27 protein-coding genes are annotated in these 26,276 nt (G+C 61.9%); 17 read left to right on the forward strand and 10 right to left on the reverse strand.

The annotated features are described in order from the left end of the window. Positions 1-25: 25 nt before the first annotated feature. Positions 26-652: a nucleotide exchange factor GrpE gene (grpE, locus tag AB6803_RS15335; RefSeq protein WP_371109682.1), complete on the reverse strand. Its 627-nt coding sequence runs from the start codon at positions 650-652 to the stop codon at positions 26-28. Between the two features lie 220 nt (positions 653-872). Between grpE and AB6803_RS15340 the strand changes: the two genes are divergently transcribed. Beyond that, positions 873-1,307, forward strand: coding sequence for a GFA family protein (locus AB6803_RS15340; RefSeq protein WP_371109683.1), 435 nt, complete (start codon positions 873-875; stop codon positions 1,305-1,307). Between the two features lie 68 nt (positions 1,308-1,375). On the opposite strand, the gene hrcA is transcribed toward AB6803_RS15340, so the two are convergent. After that, positions 1,376-2,464 carry a heat-inducible transcriptional repressor HrcA gene (gene hrcA / locus AB6803_RS15345; protein WP_371109684.1) on the reverse strand — a complete coding sequence of 363 codons (1,089 nt, stop codon included), beginning with the start codon at positions 2,462-2,464 and terminating at the stop codon, positions 1,376-1,378. Between the two features lie 172 nt (positions 2,465-2,636). Between hrcA and rph the strand changes: the two genes are divergently transcribed. Genes rph through hemW form a run of 4 tightly spaced genes read left to right on the forward strand, consistent with a single transcriptional unit; the run spans position 2,637 to position 5,655 of the window. Further along, positions 2,637-3,353 (forward strand): ribonuclease PH, encoded by a 717-nt coding sequence (rph, locus tag AB6803_RS15350; protein ID WP_174050177.1) that lies wholly within the window; start codon positions 2,637-2,639, stop codon positions 3,351-3,353. Positions 3,354-3,372: 19 nt separating this feature from the next. Continuing rightward, positions 3,373-3,786: a VOC family protein gene (locus AB6803_RS15355; protein ID WP_371109953.1), complete on the forward strand. Its 414-nt coding sequence runs from the start codon at positions 3,373-3,375 to the stop codon at positions 3,784-3,786. An 11-nt stretch (positions 3,787-3,797) separates the two neighbouring features. Further along, positions 3,798-4,442: an RdgB/HAM1 family non-canonical purine NTP pyrophosphatase gene (gene rdgB, locus AB6803_RS15360; protein WP_371109685.1), complete on the forward strand. Its 645-nt coding sequence runs from the start codon at positions 3,798-3,800 to the stop codon at positions 4,440-4,442. 19 nt (positions 4,443-4,461) lie between these two features. Beyond that, positions 4,462-5,655 (forward strand): radical SAM family heme chaperone HemW, encoded by a 1,194-nt coding sequence (hemW, locus tag AB6803_RS15365; RefSeq protein ID WP_371109686.1) that lies wholly within the window; start codon positions 4,462-4,464, stop codon positions 5,653-5,655. 103 nt (positions 5,656-5,758) lie between these two features. Here hemW and AB6803_RS15370 read toward each other — a convergent pair whose 3' ends face one another. After that, complete coding sequence (locus tag AB6803_RS15370) at positions 5,759-6,682, reverse strand: DMT family transporter (RefSeq protein WP_371109687.1); 924 nt, start codon at positions 6,680-6,682, stop codon at positions 5,759-5,761. Positions 6,683-6,833: 151 nt separating this feature from the next. On the opposite strand from AB6803_RS15370, the gene gcvA reads away from it, so the two are divergent. Further along, the gene (gene gcvA, locus AB6803_RS15375) at positions 6,834-7,730 is read left to right on the forward strand and encodes a transcriptional regulator GcvA (protein WP_371109688.1); all 897 of its coding nucleotides are present in this window, start codon (positions 6,834-6,836) and stop codon (positions 7,728-7,730) included. A 5-nt stretch (positions 7,731-7,735) separates the two neighbouring features. Here gcvA and AB6803_RS15380 read toward each other — a convergent pair whose 3' ends face one another. The 5 genes from AB6803_RS15380 to mutM form a co-directional block, all read right to left on the reverse strand. Beyond that, on the reverse strand, positions 7,736-8,818 hold the full coding sequence (locus AB6803_RS15380; RefSeq protein ID WP_371109689.1) for a saccharopine dehydrogenase C-terminal domain-containing protein: 1,083 nt from the start codon (positions 8,816-8,818) through the stop codon (positions 7,736-7,738). Between the two features lie 142 nt (positions 8,819-8,960). Beyond that, positions 8,961-10,514: a chromosomal replication initiator protein DnaA gene (gene dnaA, locus AB6803_RS15385; protein WP_371109690.1), complete on the reverse strand. Its 1,554-nt coding sequence runs from the start codon at positions 10,512-10,514 to the stop codon at positions 8,961-8,963. An 876-nt stretch (positions 10,515-11,390) separates the two neighbouring features. Continuing rightward, positions 11,391-11,666, reverse strand: coding sequence for a 30S ribosomal protein S20 (gene rpsT / locus AB6803_RS15390; protein ID WP_007702696.1), 276 nt, complete (start codon positions 11,664-11,666; stop codon positions 11,391-11,393). Positions 11,667-11,858: 192 nt separating this feature from the next. After that, positions 11,859-12,632 (reverse strand): enoyl-CoA hydratase, encoded by a 774-nt coding sequence (locus tag AB6803_RS15395; protein WP_371109691.1) that lies wholly within the window; start codon positions 12,630-12,632, stop codon positions 11,859-11,861. A 33-nt stretch (positions 12,633-12,665) separates the two neighbouring features. Beyond that, the gene (mutM, locus tag AB6803_RS15400) at positions 12,666-13,556 is read right to left on the reverse strand and encodes a bifunctional DNA-formamidopyrimidine glycosylase/DNA-(apurinic or apyrimidinic site) lyase (protein ID WP_371109692.1); all 891 of its coding nucleotides are present in this window, start codon (positions 13,554-13,556) and stop codon (positions 12,666-12,668) included. 247 nt (positions 13,557-13,803) lie between these two features. On the opposite strand from mutM, the gene ubiE reads away from it, so the two are divergent. Beyond that, positions 13,804-14,580 carry a bifunctional demethylmenaquinone methyltransferase/2-methoxy-6-polyprenyl-1,4-benzoquinol methylase UbiE gene (gene ubiE, locus AB6803_RS15405; protein WP_371109693.1) on the forward strand — a complete coding sequence of 259 codons (777 nt, stop codon included), beginning with the start codon at positions 13,804-13,806 and terminating at the stop codon, positions 14,578-14,580. Between the two features lie 62 nt (positions 14,581-14,642). After that, the gene (gene ubiB, locus AB6803_RS15410; protein ID WP_007702710.1) at positions 14,643-16,217 is read left to right on the forward strand and encodes a 2-polyprenylphenol 6-hydroxylase; all 1,575 of its coding nucleotides are present in this window, start codon (positions 14,643-14,645) and stop codon (positions 16,215-16,217) included. A gap of 66 nt (positions 16,218-16,283) precedes the next feature. Here the strand turns inward: ubiB and AB6803_RS15415 are convergent, their stop codons facing one another. Then, entirely contained in the window at positions 16,284-16,616 is a 333-nt protein-coding gene (locus AB6803_RS15415; protein WP_047461858.1) for a DHCW motif cupin fold protein, read from the reverse strand. A 221-nt stretch (positions 16,617-16,837) separates the two neighbouring features. Here AB6803_RS15415 and AB6803_RS15420 point away from each other — a divergent pair, with 221 nt between their 5' ends. From AB6803_RS15420 to AB6803_RS15460, 9 genes are all read left to right on the forward strand, one after another. Beyond that, on the forward strand, positions 16,838-18,421 hold the full coding sequence (locus AB6803_RS15420; protein WP_371109694.1) for an aromatic amino acid lyase: 1,584 nt from the start codon (positions 16,838-16,840) through the stop codon (positions 18,419-18,421). A 15-nt stretch (positions 18,422-18,436) separates the two neighbouring features. After that, the gene (locus tag AB6803_RS15425) at positions 18,437-19,834 is read left to right on the forward strand and encodes a dihydroorotase family protein (RefSeq protein WP_371109695.1); all 1,398 of its coding nucleotides are present in this window, start codon (positions 18,437-18,439) and stop codon (positions 19,832-19,834) included. Beyond that, on the forward strand, positions 19,834-21,108 hold the full coding sequence (locus tag AB6803_RS15430) for a Zn-dependent hydrolase (protein ID WP_371109696.1): 1,275 nt from the start codon (positions 19,834-19,836) through the stop codon (positions 21,106-21,108). The genes AB6803_RS15425 and AB6803_RS15430 overlap by 1 nt, the downstream gene beginning before the upstream one ends. A 4-nt stretch (positions 21,109-21,112) precedes the next feature. Beyond that, complete coding sequence (locus AB6803_RS15435) at positions 21,113-22,213, forward strand: DUF917 domain-containing protein (RefSeq protein WP_371109697.1); 1,101 nt, start codon at positions 21,113-21,115, stop codon at positions 22,211-22,213. A gap of 15 nt (positions 22,214-22,228) precedes the next feature. After that, entirely contained in the window at positions 22,229-22,558 is a 330-nt protein-coding gene (locus tag AB6803_RS15440; protein WP_371109698.1) for a cold-shock protein, read from the forward strand. 204 nt (positions 22,559-22,762) lie between these two features. Continuing rightward, the gene (locus AB6803_RS15445; protein WP_371109699.1) at positions 22,763-24,424 is read left to right on the forward strand and encodes a urocanate hydratase; all 1,662 of its coding nucleotides are present in this window, start codon (positions 22,763-22,765) and stop codon (positions 24,422-24,424) included. Positions 24,425-24,494: 70 nt separating this feature from the next. Next, on the forward strand, positions 24,495-25,172 hold the full coding sequence (locus AB6803_RS15450) for a spermidine synthase (protein WP_371109700.1): 678 nt from the start codon (positions 24,495-24,497) through the stop codon (positions 25,170-25,172). A gap of 68 nt (positions 25,173-25,240) precedes the next feature. After that, on the forward strand, positions 25,241-25,483 hold the full coding sequence (locus AB6803_RS15455) for an antitoxin (protein ID WP_371109701.1): 243 nt from the start codon (positions 25,241-25,243) through the stop codon (positions 25,481-25,483). Continuing rightward, a complete protein-coding gene (locus tag AB6803_RS15460) occupies positions 25,480-25,875 on the forward strand; it encodes a type II toxin-antitoxin system VapC family toxin (RefSeq protein WP_371109702.1) in 396 nt (131 codons plus the stop codon). The genes AB6803_RS15455 and AB6803_RS15460 overlap by 4 nt, the downstream gene beginning before the upstream one ends. On the opposite strand, the gene AB6803_RS15465 is transcribed toward AB6803_RS15460, so the two are convergent. Continuing rightward, complete coding sequence (locus AB6803_RS15465) at positions 25,872-26,273, reverse strand: VOC family protein (protein WP_371109703.1); 402 nt, start codon at positions 26,271-26,273, stop codon at positions 25,872-25,874. The two genes, AB6803_RS15460 and AB6803_RS15465, sit on opposite strands and share 4 nt — an antisense overlap. Positions 26,274-26,276 lie beyond the last annotated feature (3 nt).

The following is a 26,276-nucleotide window of genomic DNA, read 5'->3' on the forward strand; positions in this document are numbered from 1 at the left end:
TGCTTTTGAGTATGCTTTTCGAGACTCAGGCGTCTTTTTCGTCGAACGGGCTGTTGGAGCCCAGTTCTGAGACTTCGGCAAGCTTAGGACCGCCCTTGGCGACGCCGACCATGGCCGGGCGCAGAACGCGCTCGCCGATCGTGTAACCCGCCTGTACCACCTGCACGACGGTGTTGTTTGGGACTTCCGGGTTCGGCACTTCGAACATCGCCTGATGGAAGTTGGGATCGAACTTCTGTCCGACCGGCTCGATCTGGCGCACGCCATGGCGCTCCAGCGCCGACAGCATGGAACGCTCGGTCATCTCAACGCCTTCGATCAGCGTCTTCAGGCCGGCATCGTCGTGGAGTTCCGCCGGGATGGCGTCCAGCGTGCGGCGCAGATTGTCCGATACGGCGAGCATGTCGCGGGCAAAGCCGGCGACGGAATAGGACTTGGCATCCTTGACCTCGCGCTCGGTGCGACGGCGCAGATTGTCCATCTCGGCGGCAAGGCGCAGGTAGCGGTCGCGCAGATCGCTATTCTCGGCCTTCAGCAGCTCGACCGGATCCGGCTCTTGAGTTTCAGCCGCCGTCTCCACAGTGTCCGCGACATCTTGCGCGAGGTCGGCCGCCGTGGCGTTAGGTCCGGTTTTCGTTGTTTCGTCGGTCATGACGGTCTCCGAATTGTTTGTCTTTTGAATGTGCCCGATATCGAGGTTTGGCTGGAAAAAATCAAGGCTTTGTCGCGAAGAACAGCCGATTCCCGGCATTCTGGCCTTATTTGCACGAATACCAATCGGGTAAGAACGCCTCCTCCGTTGAGGCCTCTACTATCTACCACCCTTTCCCGGTATAATTGGCACCGTTTCAATACGACGGGAGGTATGATCCATGTCCAACGGCAAATCCCATTTAGGCAAATGCTTCTGCGGCGCCGTGGAGGTCGTGGTCAGTGGCCAACCGGTGGCAATGGGCTATTGCCATTGCGACTCCTGCCGGGAATGGTCGGCCGGGCCGATCAATGCGTTCTCGCTGTGGCCGCCGGAAGCCGTCCACGTCACCAAGGGTGCCGATCATGTCGGCAGCTACCAGAGAAGCGGAACGAGTGTGCGCAAATGGTGCGAGATTTGCGGCGGCCATCTGCTGACCGAGCATCCTTTGTGGGGTGTAACCGACGTCTACTCTGCCATCATTCCCACACTCGACTTTCAGCCGGCGCTTCATGTCAACTACGAAAACACCGTGTTGCACCTGAGGGACGGTCTGCCAAAGCAAAAGGACATGCCGGCGGAAATGGGTGGATCCGGAACCTTGCTTCCGGATTAGGACATCCCGCTTTCGGCGAAAGCACTTGAAAGCGGATGAGATGTTCCGAACGATCAGAGCGTCTTCCGTCAAAGCCCGGGCCGCGACATCCTGGAAAAAAGCTGGGCCGTATAGTCCACCATCGGCACGATGCGGGCATAATTCAGCCGCGTCGGGCCGATGACGCCGACGGCGCCGATGATGCGGTCATCGTCATCGCGATAGGGCGCAACGATCAGCGACGAGCCGGAGAGCGAGAAAAGCTTGTTTTCCGAGCCGATGAAGATGCGCACGCCCGGCCCGCTTTCGGCCAGGTTCAGGATCTCGATCAGGCTGTCCTTCTTTTCGAGATCGTCGAAGAGCATGCGCAGCCGATCCAGATCCTCGGCGCCTCCGATTTCGGTCAGCAGATTGGCGTGACCGCGCACGATGAGCTGGGTCGGCTTGCCTTCATCCTCGCCGCCCGACCAGACGGCGATGCCGCGCTCGACCAGCTCATGCGACAGCGTATCCAGCTCGTGGCGCACGCTCTCCTTCAGCGTCTGCAACTGACGGCGCAGATCGGGCAGGGTCTGGCCGGTCATGTGGGCATTGAGGAAATTGGCGGCCTCCGTCAACTGCGAGGAGGTGACGCCGGCCGGCAGTTCGATGATGCGGTTTTCCACCTGATCATGCTCGCCCACGAGCACAGCGAGCGCCTTGGTCGGTTCCAGGCGGATGAATTCGACATGCTTCAGCACCGGATCGTTCTTCGAGGTGATCACCAGCCCCGCGCCGCGTGAAATGCCCGAGAGCATGCGGCTCGCCTCGGTCATGACCGATTCCATCGGCTGGTCGCGATTGCTGCCGCGCACCTGCCGGTCGATGGTGGCCCGGTCCTCCGCCGAGAGATCTCCGACCTGCATGAAGGCGTCGACGAAAAAGCGCAGACCAATCTGCGTCGGCAGGCGGCCGGCACTGATATGCGGCGAATAGATCAGCCCGAGCTCTTCCAGATCGCTCATGACGTTGCGCACCGAGGCCGGCGACAGCGACATCGGCAGCAGGCGCGAAAGATTGCGCGAGCCGAGTGGTTCGCCATTCTCAAGATAGCCTTCGACGATGCGACGGAAGATTTCTTTCGAGCGTTCGTCCAGCGCTGCAATGGCATCCGTAACCGACGATGTCGTGAACCCCATTTCGCTGTCAGACCCCTTCTGTTGAACCTCAGTTAAAATATAATCATTCAGTTAGCATTGGCAAAAGGGAAAAATGCCAACACCGCCACATCCGGGCCTTTCAGCCTGCTTTTCCTTTGCAAAAGCCGCCGGTGGATCGTAGAAGCGGTCGATAAACGTTCAGGAGAGTAGAATGCGGCCTTCAGGCAGAAAAACCGACCAGATGCGCAAGGTCTCGTTCGAGCGCAATTTTTCCAAGCATGCGGAAGGCTCGTGCCTGGTGAAGTTCGGCGATACGCATGTGCTCTGCACGGCAAGCCTGGAAGAAAAGACGCCGCCATGGCTGCGCAACAGCGGCAAGGGCTGGGTCACGGCCGAATACGGCATGCTGCCGCGCGCCACCGGCGAACGCATGAAGCGCGAAGCCGCTTCCGGCAAGCAGGGTGGCCGCACACAGGAAATCCAGCGTCTCATCGGCCGGTCGCTGCGCGCTGTCGTCGATCTGAAGGAGCTCGGCGAGCGCCAGATCACCATCGACTGCGACGTCATCCAGGCCGATGGCGGCACGCGCACGGCCTCGATTACCGGCGCCTGGATCGCGCTCTACGACTGCCTGAAGTGGATGGAAAGCCGCAACATGATCAAGGTCGATCGTGTCCTGAAGGATCATATCGCCGCCATTTCCTGCGGCATCTTCGCCAGCCAGCCGGTGATCGATCTCGACTATCTCGAGGATTCATCCGCCGAGACCGACGCCAACTTCGTCATGACCGGCAAGGGCGGCATCGTCGAGATCCAGGGCACAGCCGAAGGCACGCCCTTCAGCGAAGAGGAATTCACCACCCTGATGCATCTCGCCAAGAACGGCATCGCCGAACTGGTGGAGCTGCAGAAGCAGGCGATTGCCTGACCGGAAAGGCGATCAGCCGATGAACCCGTCGCTGGAAGGCATTCTCGAAACCGCTCTCTATGCCGATGATCTCGATGCCGCCGAAGCTTTTTATGGCGGCATACTCGGGCTTCAGAAGATCTCGCGCGGCGGCAACCGGCATGTGTTCTATCGCTGCGGGCCGGGCGTGCTGTTGATCTTCAATCCGGCCGAGACGGTGAAGCCGCCGGAACCGAGTACCCTGCCCGTACCGCCGCATGGCACGACGGGCCATGGTCACGTCTGCTTCCGGATCAGCGGCGACGATATCGAGGCGATGGCGAAGAGACTGAAAGCCGCCGGCGTCGCGATTGAAGCCGATTTTCACTGGCCGAACGGCGGCCGCTCGATCTATTTCCGCGACCCGGCCGGCAACAGCCTGGAATGCGCCGAACCCCGGATCTGGGGCATCTGACAGGACAGGATATGCGTAAGCTCGATACCAAGACCATCGTTGTCGCCAGCCACAATGCCGGCAAGATCCGTGAAATCCAGGATCTGATCGGCCCGTTCGGTTTTACCGCAAAATCGGCTGCCGACCTTAATTTCATCGAGCCGGACGAAACCGGCACGACATTCGAGGAAAATGCGACGATCAAGGCGCTGGCCTCGGCCAATGCTTCCGGCCTGCCCGCACTATCAGACGATTCCGGCCTAGTGATCGATGCGCTCGGCGGCGATCCCGGCGTCTATACCGCCAACTGGGCGGAAACAACTGATGGCACCCGCGATTTCGTCATGGCGATGCAGAAGGTCGAGACAGCACTGGAAAAGGCCGGCGCGACCGCACCCGAAAGCCGCACCGCGCGCTTTGTCAGCGTGCTTTGCCTCGCCTGGCCGGATGGACATACCGAGCTTTTCCGCGGCGAAGTCGAGGGCACCGTTGCCTGGCCGCCGCGCGGCGCCCAAGGCTTCGGCTACGATCCCATCTTCCAGCCCAAGGGTTATGACACAACCTTTGGCGAGATGAGCGCCGAAGAAAAGCACGGCTGGAAGCCGGGCGACGCGCAGGCGCTGTCGCACCGTGCCCGGGCCTTCAAGCTCTTTGTCGAAACCTGTCTGGAGGCGTAAGCTCAAGCCTGTGGACATCATGGAACCGCAAGACATGACGCGTGAGGCGCAATTGCTGCCCGATACCGGTGAACCCGGCTTCGGTGTCTATGTGCATTGGCCTTTCTGCGCGGCCAAATGCCCCTATTGCGATTTCAACAGCCATGTTCGCCATCAGCCGGTCGATCAGGAGCGCTTCACAGCCGCCTTCCTGAAGGAGATGGCGTCGATGCGGGCGATCGGCGGCCCGAAGACCGTGACCAGCATTTTTCTCGGCGGCGGCACGCCTTCGCTGATGAAGCCGGAGACGGTCGGTGCGGTTCTCGACGGCATCGCCAAGCACTGGCATGTGCCGGATGGTATCGAGATCACCATGGAGGCCAATCCCTCCAGCGTCGAGGCCGAGCGTTTCCGCGGCTATCGCGCCGCCGGCGTCAACCGCGTGTCGATGGGCGTGCAGGCGCTGAACGACCGCGATCTGAAATTCTTAGGGCGCCTACACAATGTCGACGACGCGCTGAAAGCGATCAAGCTGGCGCGCGATATCTTTCCGCGCATGTCCTTCGACCTCATCTATGCCCGCCCGAACCAGACCGTCGAGGAATGGGAGCGCGAGCTGAAGGAGGCGATCTCCTATGCCGTCGATCACCTTTCGCTCTACCAGCTCACCATCGAGGAAGGCACGCCCTTCTACGGCCTCCACAAGGCGGGCAAGCTGATCGTACCGGATGGCGATCAGTCGGCGCTGCTCTACGAGGCAACGCAGGAGATCACCGAGCGCGAGGGCATGCCGGCCTATGAGGTCTCCAACCACGCCCGCCCAGGCGCGGAAAGCCGCCACAACCTCACCTACTGGCGCTATGGCGACTATGCCGGCATCGGTCCAGGCGCCCATGGCCGCCTGACCCTCGGCCCGAAGAAACTGGCGACCGCTACCGAGCGCAAGCCGGAGGCGTGGCTGGAACTGGTCGAGCGTGACGGCCACGGCATAGCCGATCAGGAAATGCTCGGCGACGACGAACAGGCCGACGAATTGCTGCTGATGGGCCTGCGCCTGAAAGAGGGGATCGATCTCGTCCGCTGGCAGCAGCTCTCCGGCCGGGAGCCCGATCAGGCGCGCGAGCAGTTCCTGCTGGAACACGGCTTCATCGAGCGCCTCGGCAATTCCCGCCTGCGCTGTACGCCGGCTGGAATGCTGATCCTCGATTCCGTGGTCGCGGATCTGGCGCGTTAACTACCTCCCCCTTGAGGGGGAGGTCGCCGCAAAGCGGCGGGTGGGGTGATCCCCGGGGACAAATTGATGCCTCAGTGCTTACCGCATTCACCCGACCCCGGTACTATGTGCCGACCCTCCCCCTCGAGGTGAGGGTAAGTAACCGCCCGTCGATCGCCGCAAGGCCGACGGCGATCATTGCCATGCCGATGAAGTGCTTCAGCTGCAGTTGCTCACCGAGAAACAGCGCGCCGAGTAGGATGGCGCTGACGGGGATAAGGAAGGTGACCAGCATCAGGTTGGTGGCGCCCGCCGTCGCCAGGATGCGGAAGAACAGGACATAGGCGATTGCGGTCGAGAGGATCGCCAGGCCGGCCAGTGCTGCCCAAGTTTCGGTCGAAGGCAGCGCCAGCGTCCACGGATGATCGACGAAGAGGGCGACCGGCAGCAGCAGGATCGTCGAGGCCGTCACCTGCCCGGCCGCGGGGATAATCGGCGCCAGACCCATGCGGCGGAAGCGGCGGCCGAAGATGCCGGCAAGCGAATAGGTGAAGGCAGCGCCCAGCACGGCAAGCTGCGCCAGCACGTTCGAGCCGAGGCTGCTCAGCACCGACGGACCGATCATCAGCGCCACGCCGGCAAAACCGACGATGACGCCGATCAGGCGATTGCCGGTCATTTTCTCGTCCGCCGTCAGGAAATGCGCCACCACGACCGCAAAGAGCGGTGTGGTGGCGTTGAGGATCGAGGCGAGGCCGCTGGCGATATGGGTCTGTCCCCAGACGATCAGCAGGAAGGGAATGACATTGTTGAGGAACCCCATGCCGAAGAAGGCGGCCCAGGCCTGACGGTCGCGCGGCATCGCCTGCCCGGTCATCCGCACGATGACATGCAGGGCGACCGCCGCCAAGGCGACGCGCGCGGTGACGATTGTGAAGGGTGGCAACTCATGCACCAGGATGCCGTTGAACAGAAACGAGCCGCCCCAGAGGATCGACAACCCCAGCAGCATGCCCCACTCCGCCGCGCCCATCGATTTCTGCGCCATCCTGATATCCTTCCCCTTTATTGAGTTATTCTCGATGAGAACTGAAATGCACTTTCTTGCCAACCATCGATATTAATGGGATGATCTCGCGATCATAAGGCTCTGACAAGCGAATCTTTCTCACTCGATAGTTTAGTTATACTCAATCGTCATGGACCAACTGCCCTCCCTTTCGGCGTTGCGCGCCTTCGAAGCTTCCGCCCGGCATCTGAGCATGACGCTCGCCGCCAGGGAGCTGCATGTGACGCCCGGCGCCGTCAGCCTGCAAGTGCGCGATCTCGAAACCGCGCTCGGCGTCCGGCTTTTCGAGCGCCGCGCCCGCAGTCTGGCATTGACGGCGGAGGGCGCGGATTATTTCGCGACGCTGCGCACCGCTTTCCGCCTGATACGTGAAGCAACGACGGCGCTGACCATGCGGGCGCGCGACACGGTGCTGACCGTCACCTGTACCGCTGGCTTCGCCACCCATTGGCTGGTGCCGCGGCTCCTGCGTTTCGAGCAGGCCCATCCCGACATCGATCTGCGCATCAGCGCCTCGTATCGGATGATGGATTTCCAGCGCGACGGCATCGACATCGCCATTCGCCACGGCCTTGGCGGTTATGAGGGACTGGCGAGCGAGAGGCTGCTCGACGACCAATATGTGCCGGTGTGCACCCCCGAGATCGCCGCCGCCCTCGGCCCCTCGCCCCCGGCCGATGCGCTGGCCAGCCTGACCTTGATCCATGACGTCTACCGGCGCGACTGGCAACTTTGGCTGGAGGCGGCCGGCGCAACGAAGGTCGACGCCACACGCGGTCCGATCTTCACCGACGGCATGGGCGCCTACCACGCTATGAAGGCGGGGCTTGGCATCGCGCTGATGCGCCGTTCCTTCATCGAACAGGAGCTGGTTGACGGCACGCTTGTCGCACCCTTCCCCATTGGGCTTGCAAGCACGCTGGCTTATCATCTGGTCTATCCGCCGGCGGCATTGGAGCGGCCGGCCATCGCCGCCTTCCGCCTCTGGTTGTTTTCCGAGGTTACGCGCACAACGCCGCCGGTATAGGCGGATCACCCGAGATGGGTGGCGCCGCCCTTGAACAGGCTGCCGGTCCGCGTCTCCAGGAACGTGTCGAGCGGAATATGCTCCTGATGCAGGAAGCCGGTCGCGGGCAGCCGGCCAGCGCGCACCAGTTCGATGACCGCGACGACGGAGGCCGAGGTGGTCCAGGAAATGGCGGTGCGGCTCTCGCCGGCAATCTCGATCGGATAATAGGCGCGCACGAATTCCTTGCGGCGCAGATTGCCATTGATCGTGCCTTCCGCAGAGACATGGACATAGACGACATCGTCATCAACCGGCGGCTTCGCCTCGGTCAGGATCTCACCGGCGAGCTTGCGGCGGTCACGCATCAGCAGCTCATGAAAGAAGAAATTCATCAGCTCCATATGGCCGGGATAGCGGATAGTCTTGTAATCGAGATTTTCCACGCGACCGAGCATAGTGGCGCACATGGTCCCAAGGCCGCCCGAGGTGGTGAAGGCTTCAAGCTTGACGCCATTGACATAGAGCGTCTCGTGCCACTCCATCGGCGAGACCAGCTTGCGCACGCCGCCCTCGATGACCTCGCAATCGTTCAGATATTCGTTGACCACGCCTTCCGGCGACCAGTTGAAGGCATAGCCCAGCAATCCCGTCGGATTCTGAGGAAGCGCGCCGACGCGCATGCGGATCGAGCGGCAGCGATCGAAGCCATCGGCAAGGCTCGCGCCGACTACGCCAATGAAACCGGGCGCCAGGCCACATTGCGGCGCCATCAGGCCGCGAGCGCTCTTTGCAAGCCCGATGATGCCATTCGTGGTCGGCACGTCCTCTGTGAGGTCGAAATAGTGAATGCCTGCGTCATGGGCCAGCTTCGCCAGCGCGGCGTTCAGGTGAAAGGGCAGGCAGGAGAGCACGGCATCGACGCGGGAAAAGAGATTGCCGATCAGTGCCGGATCGGAAACATCCCCCGTCTCGCAGGCAAAAGGCAGAGTTTCCGCAGGCAGGCGTGCATCGACGCCGATGACGGCAAAGCCGCTTTCATGCAGCAAGGTGGCGGCAAGCCGCCCGACCTTGCCGAGACCGAGAACGGCAATTCTGTCAAAGCCCATCGATAGCCTCCCCCTTGGCGCCGCCGGCCGCCGGAAGCCGGGCATCCGACTCAGCATTTCAGATATTTATAGAATAAAGGCCGCATAAATGAAAACGGCCGGCGATGAAGCCGGCCGTCCATCAATCGCTAGATGTCGCGAACTATTCGTTGATCAGGCGCTTCAGCAGCTCGATCTCATGCGACAGCTTGCTGTCGCCCGAAATTAGCTCCTCGATCTTGCGCACGGCATGCAGAACCGTCGTGTGGTCGCGACCGCCGAAGCGACGGCCGATCTCCGGGAAGGAGCGCGGCGTCAGTGTCTTCGACAGATACATGGCGATCTGGCGCGGCTTGACGATGACGCGAGTACGGCGGTTGGAAACCAGCTCCTGGCGCGAGACGTTATAGTGACGCGCCACGATGCGCTGGATGTCCTCGATGCGAACACGGCGCGGTTCACCGGAGCCGACCAGATGCGCGAGCAGCTCATCAACGCGCTCGACCGTCAGGTTGGGCTCGAAAGAGCGGCGGAAGATCAGCTGGTTGAAGGCGCCTTCCAGCTCACGACCGCTTGCCGTGACATTACGGGCGACGTGCGAGAGGAGTTCGGCCGGGATTTCCAGCGACGGATCTTCCAGACGGGCAGCCTCCAGACGGCGCTTGAGGATTTCAAGACGCATCTCGTAGTCCGGCGCCTCGACTTCGATGGCGACACCGCCCTGAAGGCGCGAGCGAACGCGCGGATCGAGCGATTCCAGCTCCCAGGGTGCACGGTCGGCGGCAACGACGACCTGCTTGGCGCTGTCGAGCAGCATGTTCAGCAGATGGCAGAACTCGTGCTGGATCATCTTGCCCTGCAGGAACTGCATGTCGTCGATGATCAGCAAGTCGATATTGCGCAGCGAATCCTTCAGCGTCAGCGCGTCGTTGTCGCGAATGGCGGTGGCAAAGCGCCACATGAAGTATTCCGCAGTCAGATAGACGACGCGCAGGTTGCGCGGGTTCTGCACGGCCGCATTGGCGATCGCCTGCAGGAGATGCGTCTTGCCGAGACCGACCGTCGAATGAACGAAGAGCGGATTGAACCGCACCGCGCCGGAACCGGCTTCCGCGATGGTCTTGGCGGCGGCGAGGCTCACCCGGTTCGAGCTGCCCTCGACATAGGTGTCGAAGGTAAAGCGGGAATCGAGCGGTGAGCCGAACAGCGGCGAACCCATCGTCGCCGGCCGGGCAGCGGCAGCCGCGCTCACGGCATGCGCCACGATCTGACCGGCAGGCTGGGCCGTCGTGCGACGGATTGGCGCCACCGCGGTCGAGTCCGGAACCACGACCTGTTCGTCCGCGCAAGGCTTTGCAGCGTGACGGGTCGCGGTGCGAACCAGAATTTCAACCTTCAGGACTTCCGCATCTTCGGCCTGGAACAGGCTGGTGATGAGATCAAGATAACGATTGTTGATCCAGGACTTCAGAAATGTTGTCGGAACAGTCAGCCTAACGACGCTCTTCGAGACCGAATGCAGCTTAAGCCGTGCAAACCAGCTGGCATAAACATCCGGACCGACCTGAGCCTTCAAGCGTGCACTGACACGCTCGAACAATACATTATGCTGCATCTCCCCCTTTTCCCCCGCCGCTTCAAGGCAAACCGCACTGAACGCCTGCGGTGCATTGTCCCCATTCTCCAACGCACCCGTCGTCCTCGTATTTATTTGCATAATGCCGCCTTCCACAGTCTCTTTTTTATAGGGCGGAGATTGCGCCGCCGCCCTTACGTCTACGCCATGGCATAACGGTCGCGCTCGTTATTATGAGCTTCGCCGCATACCGGTTCATCAGCCGGGTCCCGCCAAATGGACCTGACGAAAATGCTTCGGCGAAAATGGCTGCTTGCGCAGATTTCGCCCTCGCATCTTTTATCTGGAGCAGCCGTGCGGTCCTCGTATTCCGACCGGCTGCTCCAAAACGGCTGTCAATTTTTCTCCCCTCCCCTACAGTCACGCTCGGGAATTAGACTGTAAAGGCAGACAAGCTTTCTCGTTCCGCCGGCGTTACCGCTTGCGGTCTCAACTCATCAACTGTTTGAAAAAACGGAACTGAACCGCTCCGTCACAAGAGACAAAAACCACCCCCACCGCCTTTAGTGGCAGTGTTCGCCGAAGCCGTTGAAGGTGATGTCCGCGCCCCTTGTTGAAAGCCATTTAGGCAGGATCGAGGGCGGATATCAACGATGAATTTTACACAAAATTAAGAGGCAGCCATTGACTCGGGAGGCCGTTTTTGACTGTCACAAGCCCGTCAAAAAAGAATCGCTTTTGAATCAAGGAGATTCCCATTCAGCGCGATTCCCTGGGGTTTAAAAACAAAAAAAATAAAAAATCCCTTGACTCACTCATGAGCCGGCAACGTATCACGCGGATCACTCGGCGCTGGGATAACCTGCTGTAACCCACTGTTTTAAAATGTATATTTCTGTCATGTCATTGACATGGTCAGCCGGCTACATTTTAGCGAAATGAAGCAATTTGGCAGAATCCAAAAAGCCCGGCACAAAGGCCGGGCTTAAGTCTAACGACTGAATCTTTAAGGAAATATTACGCGGTCGGAGCCGAAAGCGCCTTCACACGCTTGGCAAGACGCGAAACCTTGCGGGAAGCGGTGTTGGCATGCAGGACGCCCTTGGTAGCGGCACGAGCCAGTTCCGGCTGCGCGGCGAGGAAGGCTTCCTTCGCGAGGGTAGCGTCACCCGATGCGATGGCTTCTTCGACCTGGCGGACGAAAGTGCGAACGCGCGAGCGACGAGCCTTGTTGACTTCGGTGCGGCGGGCGATCTTGCGGGTCGCTTTTTTCGCCGAGCTGGTATTGGCCATGTATGCCTCTCTTAGAATTCGAACATAACTCCGTCAGTGCAGCGCGGGCCCTGCGGCCACTTCATCCAGCAATGCGGGAGCAATTGCGGAAAACCAGATCGGCTTTCCAAACTGTGGCGGGCATATAGCCGGAATGAGCGACGACGTCAACGCGGATTCTTGCGGAACCCGCGCAATTCCGGAATCTTGCCTTCACCTGTTCTTGAAGACGGGTTTGCGCTTCTCGATGAAAGCCGCCATGCCCTCCTTCTGATCCTCGGTGGCAAACAGACTGTGGAACAGCCGGCGCTCGAAGCGCAGTCCCTCTTCCAGCGTCGTCTCCAGCGCCCGGTTGACGGCCTCCTTGGCCATCAGCACAGAGGGGCGCGACAGCGAGGCGATCTTGGCCGCCGCGGCGAGCGCCTCATCGATCAGCCTGTCGGCCGGCACGATGCGGGACACCAGGCCGGAGTGCTCCGCCTCGGCCGCATCCATCATCCGGCCGGTCAAAACCAGATCCATCGCCTTGGCCTTGCCGACAGCGCGCGTCAGGCGCTGCGAGCCGCCCATCCCGGGGATGATGCCGAGCGTGATCTCCGGCTGGCCGAACTTCGCCGTATCGGCGGCAATGATGAAGTCGCACATCATGGCGAGTTCGCAGCCGCCGCCGAGCGCAAAGCCGCTGACGGCTGCGATAACGGGCTTGCGGGCGCCGGCAATCTCGTCCCAGCCACTCATCAAATCGCCCTTGTAGACATCGGCGAAGTCGAGCGGCTGCATCTCCTTGATATCGGCGCCGGCCGCAAACGCCTTTTCCGAGCCGGTCAGCACGATCGCGCCGATGGCGTCATCGGCGTGAAAGGCGGCATAGGCCTGCTTCAACTCGGCCAGTACGGTCGAATTCAGCGCATTCAGCGCCTGCGGCCGGTTCAGCCGGACGAGACCGACGGCTCCATGCGTTTCGACGATCAGGGTTTCATAGGCCATGTGTCTCTCCTCCGTTCAATCAGGTCCGGTCAATCAGCTCTGGCAGGAAGCGCAATAGAAAGAAGAGCGCCCCGCCTGGACGATGCGGGCGACCGTACCGCCGCAGCCGGGCGTGCCGCAAGGCTGGGTCTCGCGGTCGTAGACCGAAAAGGAATGCTGGAAATACCCAAGCGAGCCATCCGTCTGAATATGGTCGCGCAAGGACGAGCCGCCGGCCGCGATCGCGTCGGCGATGACCTCACGGATCGCCTCGACCAATCGAAGCAACTCCCCGCTCGGCTTTCCGGCCTTGGTGACCAAACTGCCGGCGGCGCGCACCGGCGACAGATGCGAACGCCATAGCGCCTCGCACACATATATATTGCCCAAACCGGCGATGTTCTTCTGGTCGAGCAGTGCGCTTTTCAGCGGCTGCGCCTTGCCCGAGAAGCGCTCGGCCAAATAGTCGGCGCTCAGCGTATTGCCGGTCGGCTCGGGGCCGAGATCGCGGAAGGACGGGTGGCTGGCGAGATCGGCGCGCCTGGCAATATCCATGAAGCCGAAGCGGCGAGGATCATTATAGATGACGCGCGCAGGTCCGTTGGCACCCGTCAGATGGAAGATGACGTGATCGTGCTTCTCGTCCTTGGAGCGCGGGTGATGAAACTCGCCCGGGGTCTCCGCGACCGCGCCGCTTTCGACGCGAAAGGAGCCGGACATGCCGAGATGCGCGATGATGGTCATGCCGTCATCGAGATCGATCAGCAGATATTTCGCGCGGCGCGACAGCGACGTGATGCCGCGGCCGGAGGCGAGGCGTGAAAACTCGGCCGGAAAGGGAAAGCGCAGGTCGTTGCGCCGCAGTTCCAGCGCGGCGAGCACCGCCCCTTCCATGGAAGGAGCAAGCCCGCGCCTGACGGTTTCGACCTCTGGTAATTCCGGCATCTCTATCCATCTTTATGTTTCAACCGCTTATGATCTGGGCTATAGCCCAAGAGCATTGCGGCCGGTCACCTGGCTGATGAGATAGCGTGGCAAACGCGATTTCGCTATGGTCCGCCGCTGAATACTGCATAATTCCTGAAATCGGGATCGATTTAAGGATAAAATTATGCAGCAGATTTAAAGTGCTACAGCGACCTTTGCGCGTCGCATATGACGCGCGGCGCTGTAGTGTAACGGAGTTGAGCTGATGGCAGAAAGCCGCACCTCCGCCGATGGCGGCATGGAAACATCCTATGGCTTCCGCGAGGTGGCCGATGGCGAGAAACAGGGCCTCGTCAACGAGGTGTTCCATAAGGTTGCCAAGCGCTATGACATCATGAACGACGTCATGTCCATGGGCCTGCACCGGGCCTGGAAGGACGCTATGATTTCGGCGCTCAATCCGCGCAAGGATCCGAGCTACAAGGTTCTCGATGTCGCCGGCGGCACCGGCGACATTGCCTTCCGCATCGTCGAAGCCTCGAACCGGCTGGCGCATGCGACCGTGCTCGACATCAACGGCTCGATGCTGGGCGTCGGTGCCGAGCGCGCGGCGAAGAAGAAGCTGACCGACAACCTCACCTTCGTCGAGGCCAATGCCGAGGAACTGCCCTTCGAGCCCAACTCCTTCGACGCCTATACGATCGCCTTTGGCATCCGCAACGTGCCGCGCATCGACGTGGCGCTGAAGGAAGCCTATCGCGTGCTGAAGCGCGGCGGCCGGCTGCTGGTGCTGGAATTTTCCGAGGTCGACCTGCCGCTGCTCGACCGCGTCTACGACGCTTGGTCCTTCAATGCCATTCCGCAATTCGGTAAGGCGATCACCGGCGACGCCGAGCCCTACCAGTATCTGGTGGAATCAATCCGCAAATTCCCGAACCAGCAGGATTTCGCGACGATGATCCGCGAGGCCGGCTTTTCGCGCGTGAACTTCACCAATTATACCGGCGGTATTGCCGCCCTGCACTCCGGCTGGAAGCTCTGACGCATGATACCGAAAGATGTGACGCGGTTTCCGGCTGGCAGCCTGCGAGATTTTGAGACCCGATGAGTGCTTTCAACGCATATTTCAGCCTTCTCCGGGTCGGCTGGGTGCTGGTGCGCGAAGGCGTGGTCATTTCGCTTCCCTCGGAAGGCCTGCCGCCCTCCGTCAGCCTTGCCAAATCCTTCGTCGGCATGTTCGCCCGCAAGCGCGCCAAGAGCCAGGCGCGCAGCGACCGGCTCGCCAAGGCCGTCGAGCGTCTCGGGCCTTCCTATGTGAAGATCGGCCAGTTCCTGGCCACGCGGCCCGACGTCGTCGGCGTCGACATGGCCAACGACCTGTCGCAGCTGCAGGACAGCATGGCGTTCTTTCCGCATGCGGCGGCAAAGTCATCGATCGAGGGCTCGCTTGGCCGGACGATCGATGAGCTTTATGTCAGCTTCGGCGAACCAATTGCAGCCGCTTCGATCGCACAGGTGCATCCGGCCGAAGTCGAAACACCAGAGGGCCGCAAGCGCGTTGCCGTCAAGGTGATCCGGCCCGGCGTGCGCCAGCGTTTCGTCAACGATATCCAGGCGATGTACCTCGTTTCCCATCTGCAGGAGCGTTTCCTGCCGTCGAGCCGCCGGCTTCGGCCCGTCGAGGTGACGCGGACGCTGGAGCAGACGACCAAGGTCGAGATGGATCTGCGGCTGGAGGCGGCCGCGCTATCCGAGATCGCCGAGAACACCGAGAAGGATCCGGGCTTCCGCGTCCCCAAGGTCGATTGGGAGCGCACCGGCCGCGACGTCATCACCATGGAGTGGATCGACGGCGTCAAGATGTCCGACGTCGAGGGCCTGAAGGCCGCCGGCCACGATCTCAATACGCTTGCCGACACGCTGATCCAGTCGTTTCTCAGGCATACGCTGCGCGACGGCTTCTTCCATGCCGATATGCATCCCGGCAATCTCTTCGTCGATGCCACGGGCATGATCGTTGCCGTCGACATGGGCATCGTCGGGCGGCTCGGGAAGAAGGAACGCCGTTTCCTCGCCGAAATCCTCTACGGCTTCATTACCCGCGATTATATCCGCGTCGCTGAAGTGCATTTCGAGGCCGGTTACGTGCCGGCGCATCACAATACCGAGAGTTTCGCGCAGGCGATCCGCGCCATCGGCGAGCCGATCCACGGCCAGCCGGCCGAGACGATCTCGATGGGCAAGCTCCTGACGCTGCTCTTCGAAGTAACCGAACTCTTCGACATGGAGACGCGGCCGGAGCTGGTGATGCTGCAAAAGACCATGGTCGTGGTCGAGGGCGTGTCACGCATGCTCAATCCGCGTTTCAACATGTGGAAGGCGTCCGAGCCTGTCGTCGGTGACTGGATCCGCACCAATCTCGGACCCAAACGCATCGTAACCGACCTCAAGGACGGTTTGAAAGCGGCCGTGAAGCTTGCGGAGGCTATCCCCGAAATCGCCGCCAAGACCGAGAAGTTCCATCACGAACTGCTGCATATGAGCGAGAACGGCGTGCGTTTCGACCCGCAGACCGCCGAGGCGATCGGCAAGGCGGAGGCCAAGCACAGCCGGTCCGGCCGCCTGGCGCTCTGGATCATCGCGCTTTCGCTGCTCTATCTGGCCTGGCACCTGAGCTAACCCGTCTCAGCGGCCCTGGATTGGGGCCGCGGCTCGCTGTCGGCTCAAGTCGCCCTAACCGATGCGCTAGTCGACGATGAACAGCTTGGCGCCTGTCTTGGTTGACGAGCGGTGCGCGGCATCACCGAAATCGGACACCTGATAGCCCATGCCCTTCGTCAGGACCGAGACCCGCCCATCTTTCAGCTCCGAGATCAATTCTCCCTCGAGCACATAGATGACATGGCCGCGATCGCACCAGTGGTCGGCAACATAGCCGGGCGTGTACTCGACGACCCGGACGCGGATATCGCCGATATTTAAGGTTCGCCAGAGCGCATGGCCGCTCTCGCCCTCGTGCCGGGTCGCGGGAACCTCATCCCAATTCGTTGTGGTGAAAGCGAGTTCCGGGATTTTCATCTTGCTGATCTTCTGAGATTGGATAGGTGATTCGATATCAAAACCGTTGCGGAACCTATTGGTCAATCCTGCACTCCACTTTCAGCTATAATGCGTGCTTGACTGTGCCCCAGCATATTTTGCCCGTGCTTTTCATGCCCGGAATAATAGGTGTTCATCATTTGGGATATCCCATTGTCGATGATGCTCGCATAGCCTTGCGGAAAAGGAGAACAGCGAAGATGGAGCGTCAGAAGGCCGGCATCGAACTCACCGGGCACCCCCTGGGGTTCAGCGATCTGATGCGGATCGGCGCGGGCGCCGTAATACCGACGGCATCGGAAAGCGGCATGGCGCGGGTGCACGTGGCGCGCGAGGTTCTCGAAAGCACGATCCAGTCCGGTATGCCCGTCTACGGCTCGACCACAGGCGTCGGGGCGATGAAGGATGTGGAGTGGTCGCCGGAAGACCTTGACGCCTTCAATCTCGGCCTGGTGCGCGCCCATCACTTCGGAACCGGCGCACCTTTTTCCATGTCCGTTGTGCGCAATGCCATGGCGATCCGCGTCAACACGGCGCTGACCGGCAAGGTCGGCTGCTCGCCGGGTCTGATCGACGCCTATCTCCAGCTTCTGCATACCGACGTCATCCCTGTCGTTCGCCGCACCGGCTCGATCGGCTGCGCCGATATCGGCCTGATGGGCCAGATCGGCGCGGTGCTGACCGGGGTCGGCGAGGCCGTCTATCGCGGCCGGCGCATGCAGGCGGCCGATGCCTTTACCGCTGCCGGCATCGAGCCGGTGAAGATGCTGCCGCGCGACAGCCTTGCCTCGCTCAGCGTCAACGCGGTCAGCTTCGCGGCCGCCGCCGAGACCACCCGCAACGCCGCCTCCTCGATCCGGGTCCTGCTGGCAACCAGCATGATGGCGGCAGGCGCGCTCGGCGCCTCGCGCGATCCCTGGTATGCGGTGCGCCATGTCGGCACGGCGCGGGAAGCCCTGATCGGCGCATGGCTCTGCAATGCTTCGGACGAGTGGCCATGGCCGGTCGCCACACACGTGCAGGATCCCTTGAGCCTGCGCATGATCGGCCAGGTCTATGGCGCGGTGATCGAGAATCTCCTGACCGCCGGCCATAAGATATTGGCGGCGACCGGCCGCTCCGACGACAATCCCGTCATCGTCGACGGGCGCGTCATGACCTCCGGCGGCTCGCTGCCGCTCGACGTCACCATCCTGCTCGAAGCCGCCGTCATCTGCATGGCGCATGCGGCACGCAATGCCTTCAACCACTGCGTCCTGCTCGGCAACGGCCAGCGGCGTGGCCTGCCGGTCAATCTGGTGCCCGAAGGCAAGATCGCCACCGGCTTCGGCCCGATCATCAAGCTTGCCGGCGAGATCTTTTCGCGAGTGCTGTCCATGTCCAATCCGGTCTCGGCGCAGTCGCTGGTGGTGGCCGGCGGCATGGAGGACGAGGCCGCCTTCCTGCCGCTGGTCATCGAACGCTTCGATCGGCAGATGCGGGCGCTGAAACGCCTTGCGGCGCTGGAAGCCCTGCTCTCGGCGCAGGCGATAGACATTCTCGGCGACAAGCCGGAAGGGGTTGCCCGGATGCTCTACGATGTCGTGCGCAAACATGCCGACTTCTATGAAGTCGACCGGCCGCTGTCGGCCGAGGTCGAGGCGATCGAGGAGGAGCTGGGCTCCGAGGCCTTCGTGTCCGAGATGATCGCCCATCAGCCGATCCTCGCCTATGATGATTTCTTCGCCCTCGGTTCACTGGAACGGGTCGAAGAACGGCTTTATCGCGATACAGTAACAATCTGAACGGAGAGAATGGGTATGGCTGACTTCGATCTCGTTCTGCAGGGTACGGTGGTTCTGCCGGACCGCATCGTGGAAGAGGGCTATGTCGCCGTGCGCGACGGCAAGATCGCCGAGATCGGCATCGGCGTGCCGCCGCAAGCACGCGAGCGGCATCTGCTCGGGAAAGCGCTGATCCTGCCCGGCGCGATCGACGCCCAGGTGCATTCGCTCTCCCAGAAAGATCAGGAAGATTTCATCTGGTCGACACGCTCTGCCGCCGCCGGCGGCGTCACCACCATCGTCGACATGCCCTATGACGAGGGTAATCTCGTCTGCTCGGCGGCAGCCGTGAAGAAGAAGGTCGATCATGCGTCGCCGCAGGCGCGCGTCGACTTCGCGCTCTACGGCACGGTCGACCCGGAAGAAGGGCCTGCGCGAATCCGCGAGATGGTCGAGGCCGGCGTTGCGGCCTTCAAGTTCTCGACCTTCGGCACGGACCCCAAGCGTTTCCCGCGCATTCCCCCTGCCCTGCTCGACGCCTGCTTTGCAGCGATCGCCCCGACCGGACTGACGGCGGGCGTGCACAATGAGGATGACGAAGCGGTTCGAACCTATATGGAGCAGGTAAAGGCGAGCGGCGTCACCGACTATCGCGCTCACGGCCTCTCCCGTCCGCCGATCACCGAACTGCTCGCCATGCACACGATCTTCGAGACCGGCGCCAATACCGGCTGCCCGGCGCATGTGGTGCATTGCTCGCTCGGACGCGGCTATGACATCGCCCGCGCCTATCGCCGCGACGGCTTCGAGGCGACGGTGGAGTGCTGCATCCACTACCTGACGCTGGACGAGGAAAACGACGTGAAGCGCCTTGGCGGCAAGGCCAAGATCAACCCGCCGATTCGCTCGCGCGCCGAAGTCGAGACGCTGTGGCGCAAGGTGGCGGAAGGCAATGTCTGGTTGGTCTCGACCGACCATGTCAGCTGGTCGGAAAACCGCAAGACCAATCCGGACATGCTGGCGAACGCTTCCGGCGTACCGGGGCTGGAAGTTATGGTGCCGCTCTTCGTCAAGGGCGCGTTGGAGCGCGGCGTGCCGCTCACCTGGGCGGCGAAGCTGATGGCGGAGAACCCGGCTAAGCACTTTCGCCTCGACCATATCAAAGGGGCGCTGACGCCGGGCAAGGATGCCGATATCGTCGTGCTGGAACCGCGCGAAACCATCTATGACGCCGCCTCGAGCGGCAACAATATCGTTGGCTGGAGCCCCTATAACGGCATCCGTCTGCCCTGGACGGTGTCGGCCACCTATCTCAGGGGCAAACAGATTACTGACAAAAACAAAGTGCTGGCCGAGCCGGGCGGCGGCAAATTCGTTCGCCCGCTTCCCCGTCAGATTATTGCCGGCCAGAATATTGCTGGAGAGACTGCCTGATGAACCAACCGAAGCGCAACCTGCCCGTCAACGCCGATCGCATCGCCGAGGATATCGACGCGCTGGCCAAGATCACCGAGCCGGATCACCCCTGGACGCGCCGCGCCTTTTCGCCGCTGTTTCTGGAAGGCCGTGCTTACATCGACGCACGGATGAAGGCGGCAGGGCTGGAGACCCGGATGGACGCCGCCGGCAATCTGATCGGCCGGCGCGCTGGCGCAAGGCCCGGCCTCGGCACCATCCTCGTCGGCTCGCATTCCGACACCGTACCCGATGGCGGCCGCTTCGACGGCATTGCCGGCACGATCGCGGCGCTGGAAGTCGCACGCTCCCTGAAGGATCAGGATATTCAGCTGGATCACGATCTGGAGATCGTCGATTTCCTTGCCGAGGAAGTCAGCATCTTCGGCGTTTCCTGCATCGGCAGTCGCGGGATGACCGGGCAATTGCCGGAGGCGTGGCTGACGCGCGTGAGCGGCGACCGCAACCTCGCGCAGGGCATTGCCGAGGTCGGTGGCGATCCGGCGACGCTGCTCGCGCAGAAGCGTCCCGATCTTGCCGGTTTCCTTGAGCTGCACATCGAGCAAGGGCCTATCCTCGAAGCCGAAAACAAGGATATCGGCATCGTCACCGCCATTGCCGGTATCACCCGCATCGAGATCACCGTCGAGGGCCGTGCCGACCATGCCGGCACCACGCCGATGGGACGCCGCGCCGACGCACTGGTGGCCGCCTCGCAACTGGTGCTCGATATCCGGAGCCAAGCGACAGAGCAGGCGAAGACGCCGGGTCATTTCGCGGCCACGGTGGGCGAATTCCGCATCGAGCCGAATGCCGCCAATGTCGTTCCCTCCAAGGTCGTGCTTTTGATCGACGGGCGCGCGGAGATCCGCAGCGATATGGAACAATTTTTGGCCTGGATCGATGGCGCCGTACAAAAGATAGCCGAGGCTTACGGGGTAACGATCAAGCCGCCTGTCCGCGTCTCCGACAATTTCCCGACGCCCGGCGATGCCGGCCTGCTCGAAACGCTGGAACGTGCCTGCGAGACGGTCGGAGCCAAGCACCGCCGCATGGCGTCTGGCGCTGGCCACGACACCGCCTGGGTTGCCAAGGTGGCGCCGGCAGCCATGATCTTCGTGCCCTGCAAGGAAGGCCGCAGCCATTGTGCCGACGAATGGGCCGAAAATGACGATATCGCCATGGGCGCCGCCGTGCTGTTCGAAGCCGTGCGCGACATGGACAAGAACCTGCAGAAAACCAGCCAGGAGTAGCCGGATGGGACGCATACTCGTAGCCAAGGATGTCGAAGCAGCCGTCAAGGGCGGCTCCGTTTATGCCGCCGGCGGCGGCGGCTGGGCCGATCACGGCCGCATGCTCGGCTATGCCGCCGTCAATGTCGGAAAGCCGGAGCTGGTGTCGATCGACGAGCTCAATGATACCGACTGGATCGCGACGGCTGCCGCCATCGGCGCGCCGGCCTCCACGACCCCCTGGGAAATGCAGGGCATCGACTATGTGAAGGCCGTGCAATTGCTGCAGGACGAGCTTGGCGAAAAGCTTTCCGGCTTGATCATCGGCCAGAATGGAAAGTCCTCGACGCTGAACGGCTGGCTGCCCTCTGCCATTCTCGGCACCAAGGTTGTGGATGCGGTCGGCGACATCCGCGCGCATCCGACCGGCGACATGGGCTCGATCGGCATGGCGGGCTCGCCCGAACAGATGATCCAGACCGCCGTCGGCGGCAATCGCGCCGAAAACCGCTATATCGAGCTGGTAGTGAAGGGCGCGACGGCGAAGATCTCTCCGATCCTGCGCGCCGCCTCCGATCAGTCCGGCGGCTTCATCGCCTCCTGCCGCAATCCGCTACGGGCCTCCTATGTCCGCACCCATGCAGCACTCGGCGGGATCTCCATGGCGCTCGCGCTTGGCGAAGCGATCATCGACGCCGAAAAGAAGGGCGGCAGTGCCGTCATCGACGCGATCTGCAAGACGACTGGCGGGCATATCCTTGCCGAAGGCGTCATCGCCAGAAAGGATGTCGTCTACACCAAGGAAGCCTTCGATATCGGCACCATCACGGTCGGCGCCGGCGACAAGGCCGTCACCATGCATGTGATGAACGAATACATGGCGGTCGAAGACACCGATGGTAAGCGCCTGGCGACATTCCCCTCGGTCATCACCACGCTGTCGCCGGAGGGTGAACCCTTGAGCGTCGGCCAGCTGCACGAGGGCATGCATGTCTTCATCCTGCATGTGCCGATGGATATCATCCCGCTCTCGGCCAGCGTCCTTGATCCGACAGTCTACCCCTCGGTCGAAAAGGCGATGGGGATCGAGATCGCCAGATACGCACTGGCCGGCCAGAAAGGTTGACATCAGGAGGCGCAGATGGCCCGCGACGCAGGTCTTGAGGAATTGCTGAGAGAGGATCTCGGGCAAAGGCCCGGACTCAGCGAAAAAACGATGTTCGGCGGCTGGGCCTTTCTGCTCAATGGCCATCTGCTCTGCGGCGCGCGCGAAGACGGAATGCTGGTGCGCCTCGGCAAGGGCAACGACAGCTGGGCACTGGAACTGTCTGATATCAAGCCCATGCTGTTAGGCCCGCGCGAAATGCAGGGCTGGGTGCGCGCCGGGCCGGAAGCCTACGGCAACGACATGCTGCGCAAGCGGCTACTACTTGCCGCGCTGGACTTCGTCGAAGGCCTGCCGCCGAAATGAACGAGTATTGAAGAGCAATCCTCTTCTCCCCGCCGTGGAGAAGATGTCCGTCAGGACAGATGAGGGGGTGAGCGACGAAGGAGCGAACGTCTGAGCGGCAAGCGAAGACGGCATATGCCGCACCGCCCCCTCATCCGACCCTTCGGGCCACCTTCTCCCCGGCGGGGAGAAGGAGAGACCACCAAACAACAGGGAAGAGCAATCATGCCGAAAGCCAATCCACGTCATCCGAAATTCCCCATTCCGGGCGGCCCGGTGCTGCGCGCCAAGGGCTGGCGGCAGGAAGCGCTGCTGCGGCTGCTGGAAAACGTGCTCTCCGTCGGCGAGGACCCGGACAATCTCATTGTCTATGCAGCACTCGGCAAGGCGGCGCGCAACTGGGCGGCACATAAAGGCATCGTCAAGGCTTTGACTGAGATGGAGGAGGATCAGACTCTGCTGATCCAGTCCGGCAAGCCGATCGGCCTCGTTCGCACCCATGCCAAGGCGCCGTTGGTGATCATGGCCAACTGCAACATCGTCGGACAATGGGCAAAAGCCGAAGTCTTCTACGAGCTGCAGCGCAAGGGCCTGATCTGCTGGGGCGGGCTGACGGCCGGCGCCTGGCAATATATCGGCAGTCAGGGCGTCATCCAGGGCACCTATGAGATCTTCATGCGGATCGCCGAACGCCGCTTCGGCGGCGACCTGCTCGGTCGCTTCGTGCTGACCGCCGGGCTCGGCGGCATGGGCGGTGCGCAGCCGCTGGCCGGCCGTATGGCGGGCGCTGCTATCCTCTGTGTCGATATCGATGCGGAGCGTGCGAAGAAGCGGCAGGAGATCGGCTATCTCCAGGAGATCGCGCCGAACCTCGATGCGGCACTGGCGATGATCGATGCGGCGGTGAAGGACAAAAGAGCACTCTCAGTCGGCCTCGTCGGCAATGCGGCAGAGATCTATCCCGAGATCGCCCGGCGCGGCATCGTGCCCGATATCGTCACCGACCAGACCTCGGCGCATGACCTCGTCTACGGCTATGTGCCGAAGGGCATGAGCCTTGCCCAGGTCAAGGATCTGCGCGACGACGGCCAGGGCCAGCTGATGGCCGCCAGCCGCGCCTCGATCGTCGAGCATGTCAAAGCCATGCTGGATTTCCAGAGACAAGGTGCTGAGGTTTTCGACAATGGCAACCTGATCCGCACTCAGGCAAAGGAAGGCGGTGTCACGAACGCCTTCGATATCCCGATCTTCACCGAAGCCTATCTCAGGCCTCTGTTCGCCCGCGCCATCGGCCCCTTCCGCTGGATGGCGCTGTCGGGCGAGGAAAGCGATATCGCGCGTATCGACGATCTGCTGCTCGAAATGTTCCCTGATAACAAAATCATCACCAACTGGATCAGGCTTGCTCGAGAGCATGTGCCCTTCGAGGGCCTACCGGCGCGGATCGCCTGGCTCGGGCACGGCGAACGCACGGACCTCGCCCGCCGCGTCAACGAGCTGGTGGCGAGCGGCGAACTCAAGGGCCCGGTCGCCTTCTCGCGCGACCATCTCGACGCCGGCGCCATGGCGCATCCGAATATCATGACCGAGCGCATGAAGGACGGCTCCGACGCCATTGCCGACTGGCCGCTGATCGACGCCATGATGCTGTGCTCGTCCATGGCCGACCTTGTCGTCATCCATTCCGGCGGCGGCGGCTATGCCGGCTATATGACGAGCTGCGGCGTCACCGTCGTTGCCGACGGCACGGCAGACGCCGACGAGCGGCTCGACCATGCGCTCACCAACGACACGGCGCTCGGCGTCATGCGCTATGCCGATGCCGGCTATGAAGAGGCGCTGGACGAAGTGGCGAAGAAAGATGTGCCCTATATTCGGCTTGGATAGGGCATCTGTTCTTACAGAGTACGAACGACTATGGTCCCGGGCAATTCGAAACGACCTTTAAGAGTTGCCCGTGATCCCCTGGACCCTGCTTGATACCGCGAAAATCCCCAATGGCGGCGGCGAGCTGCGCCTGAAGCAGCGCGGCCAGGAGTTTTCGATCATGCTCGGCACCAATGAGCTGATGAACAGCCGCCTCAGCGGTTCGGAGCGGGCGCTTGCCACGCTCTCCTGCGAGAAGATCAAAGGTCGGGCCGCACCGCATATCCTGATCGGCGGTCTCGGCATGGGTTTTACCTTGCGCGCCGCCCTCGGTGAATTGAGCGGTGATGCCAAGGTCACCGTCGCGGAGTTGGTTCCGGCGGTCGTCGCCTGGGCGCGCGGGCCGATGGCCGTTGTCTTCGACAATTGCCTCGACGATCCGCGTGTCGTCATCCATGAGGGCGATGTCCGTCCGCTGATCCGTGCCAGCAAGGCGACCTATGACGCCATCCTGCTCGATGTCGACAACGGACCCGATGGCATTACCCATGAGGCCAATGACGGCCTCTACGACTTCAAGGGCCTGAAGGCCGCTCATGACGCACTGCGCCCCGGCGGCATCCTCGCCGTCTGGTCATCCGGCCCAGACCGGGATTTCACCCGTCGACTGCGCGACACCGGCTTTACCGTCGAAGAGATCAACACCCGCGCCAACGGCAAGAGCGGTGCGCGGCATGTCATCTGGCTGGCGGTGAAGGCGGGGCGGTAGAAACCACCGCATTGAAATAACCACCCAATTGCTATATATCAATGTCATATCTCAAGAGGAGCCATGGCATGGACACTGCAAAAATCTTCTGGTCCGGCCGCTCGCAGGCCGTGCGTCTGCCGAAGGAATTCCGCTTCGATACGGATGCAGTACGCATTCGGCGGCAGGGACAGGCGATCATCCTGGAGCCGATCGTCGAGGATTGGGACTGGCTGGAGACAGTCACTGGTCCCGTCGACCAGGATTTTGCCGAGGCGACGACTGAACAGCCGGTCGAGCAGGAGCGCCCGGAGCTGGATATTTTCAAGTGAAGTATCTGCTCGACAGCAATGCCGTCATCGCGCTGATGAAAGGCAATCCCGGCTTCGTAGTGGAGATCCGCAAACACAAGCCTCAGGATTTCGCCATTCCGGCGATCGTTGCGCACGAGCTGTTTTACGGCGCCTATAAAGGCCAGCGCGTTGTCGACAATCTGGCGCGTGTCGATGCCCTGCAATTCGAGACACTGGATTTCGACAGGGAGGATGCGCGCAAGGCAGGCGAAATTCGGGCGACACTTGCCATCCTCGGCACGCCGATCGGCGCCTATGACGTGCTGATCGCGGGCCAGGCGGTGGCCCGCGACCTGATCCTGATAACGCACAATGTTCAGGAATTTCAGCGCGTCAAAAATCTGCGCGTCGAGGATTGGGAGACGGCTTAGAGCCCGTCGTTCGCACCGAGATAGCTGGAAACCTCGATCAGATTATCATCCGGATCGCGGAAATAGACCGAGAGGATAGGGCCGGTTGCGCCGGTGCGGCGGACCGGGCCTTCTTCAATGACGACGCCCTCTGCTGTCAGATGGGCGATGACATCGCTCAGCGGCGTCTCGCTGATAAAGCAGAGATCGGCGGAGCCCGGTGTCGGGCGCTTGGCCTTCGGCTCAAACTCGTGCCCCGCCCGATGCAGGTTGATCTTCTGACTGCCGAAGGTCAGGGCCTTGCGGCCCTCGCCGAAGGTTTCCACGCCCATGCCGAGGATGCGGGCGTAGAAAGCGCAGCTTTCCTCGATGCTGGCGACCGTCAGTACCAGATGATCGAGATGGTCGATGCGGATCATTCT

Origin of the sequence: Rhizobium sp. RCC_161_2, from assembly GCF_041355235.1 — a bacterium.
Classification (GTDB): domain Bacteria; phylum Pseudomonadota; class Alphaproteobacteria; order Rhizobiales; family Rhizobiaceae; genus Rhizobium.

Bases quoted from the DNA above. Each gene is read 5' to 3' on its own strand.
- mutM (WP_371109692.1), bottom strand. From the start codon at position 13,556: ATGCCGGAATTACCAGAGGTCGAAACCGTCAGGCGCGGGCTTGCTCCT.
- ubiE (WP_371109693.1), top strand. From the start codon at position 13,804: ATGGCAGAAAGCCGCACCTCCGCCGATGGCGGCATGGAAACATCCTAT.
- hrcA (WP_371109684.1), bottom strand. From the start codon at position 2,464: ATGGGGTTCACGACATCGTCGGTTACGGATGCCATTGCAGCGCTGGAC.
- ubiB (WP_007702710.1), top strand. From the start codon at position 14,643: ATGAGTGCTTTCAACGCATATTTCAGCCTTCTCCGGGTCGGCTGGGTG.
- AB6803_RS15445 (WP_371109699.1), top strand. From the start codon at position 22,763: ATGCCGAAAGCCAATCCACGTCATCCGAAATTCCCCATTCCGGGCGGC.
- AB6803_RS15395 (WP_371109691.1), bottom strand. From the start codon at position 12,632: ATGGCCTATGAAACCCTGATCGTCGAAACGCATGGAGCCGTCGGTCTC.
- AB6803_RS15420 (WP_371109694.1), top strand. From the start codon at position 16,838: ATGGAGCGTCAGAAGGCCGGCATCGAACTCACCGGGCACCCCCTGGGG.
- gcvA (WP_371109688.1), top strand. From the start codon at position 6,834: ATGGACCAACTGCCCTCCCTTTCGGCGTTGCGCGCCTTCGAAGCTTCC.
- AB6803_RS15430 (WP_371109696.1), top strand. From the start codon at position 19,834: ATGAACCAACCGAAGCGCAACCTGCCCGTCAACGCCGATCGCATCGCC.
- AB6803_RS15435 (WP_371109697.1), top strand. From the start codon at position 21,113: ATGGGACGCATACTCGTAGCCAAGGATGTCGAAGCAGCCGTCAAGGGC.
- AB6803_RS15355 (WP_371109953.1), top strand. From the start codon at position 3,373: ATGAACCCGTCGCTGGAAGGCATTCTCGAAACCGCTCTCTATGCCGAT.
- AB6803_RS15380 (WP_371109689.1), bottom strand. From the start codon at position 8,818: ATGGGCTTTGACAGAATTGCCGTTCTCGGTCTCGGCAAGGTCGGGCGG.
- AB6803_RS15370 (WP_371109687.1), bottom strand. From the start codon at position 6,682: ATGGCGCAGAAATCGATGGGCGCGGCGGAGTGGGGCATGCTGCTGGGG.
- AB6803_RS15425 (WP_371109695.1), top strand. From the start codon at position 18,437: ATGGCTGACTTCGATCTCGTTCTGCAGGGTACGGTGGTTCTGCCGGAC.
- rpsT (WP_007702696.1), bottom strand. From the start codon at position 11,666: ATGGCCAATACCAGCTCGGCGAAAAAAGCGACCCGCAAGATCGCCCGC.
- hemW (WP_371109686.1), top strand. From the start codon at position 4,462: ATGGAACCGCAAGACATGACGCGTGAGGCGCAATTGCTGCCCGATACC.
- grpE (WP_371109682.1), bottom strand. From the start codon at position 652: ATGACCGACGAAACAACGAAAACCGGACCTAACGCCACGGCGGCCGAC.
- AB6803_RS15415 (WP_047461858.1), bottom strand. From the start codon at position 16,616: ATGAAAATCCCGGAACTCGCTTTCACCACAACGAATTGGGATGAGGTT.
- AB6803_RS15340 (WP_371109683.1), top strand. From the start codon at position 873: ATGTCCAACGGCAAATCCCATTTAGGCAAATGCTTCTGCGGCGCCGTG.
- rph (WP_174050177.1), top strand. From the start codon at position 2,637: ATGCGGCCTTCAGGCAGAAAAACCGACCAGATGCGCAAGGTCTCGTTC.
- AB6803_RS15455 (WP_371109701.1), top strand. From the start codon at position 25,241: ATGGACACTGCAAAAATCTTCTGGTCCGGCCGCTCGCAGGCCGTGCGT.
- AB6803_RS15440 (WP_371109698.1), top strand. From the start codon at position 22,229: ATGGCCCGCGACGCAGGTCTTGAGGAATTGCTGAGAGAGGATCTCGGG.
- AB6803_RS15465 (WP_371109703.1), bottom strand. From the start codon at position 26,273: ATGATCCGCATCGACCATCTCGATCATCTGGTACTGACGGTCGCCAGC.
- dnaA (WP_371109690.1), bottom strand. From the start codon at position 10,514: ATGCAAATAAATACGAGGACGACGGGTGCGTTGGAGAATGGGGACAAT.
- rdgB (WP_371109685.1), top strand. From the start codon at position 3,798: ATGCGTAAGCTCGATACCAAGACCATCGTTGTCGCCAGCCACAATGCC.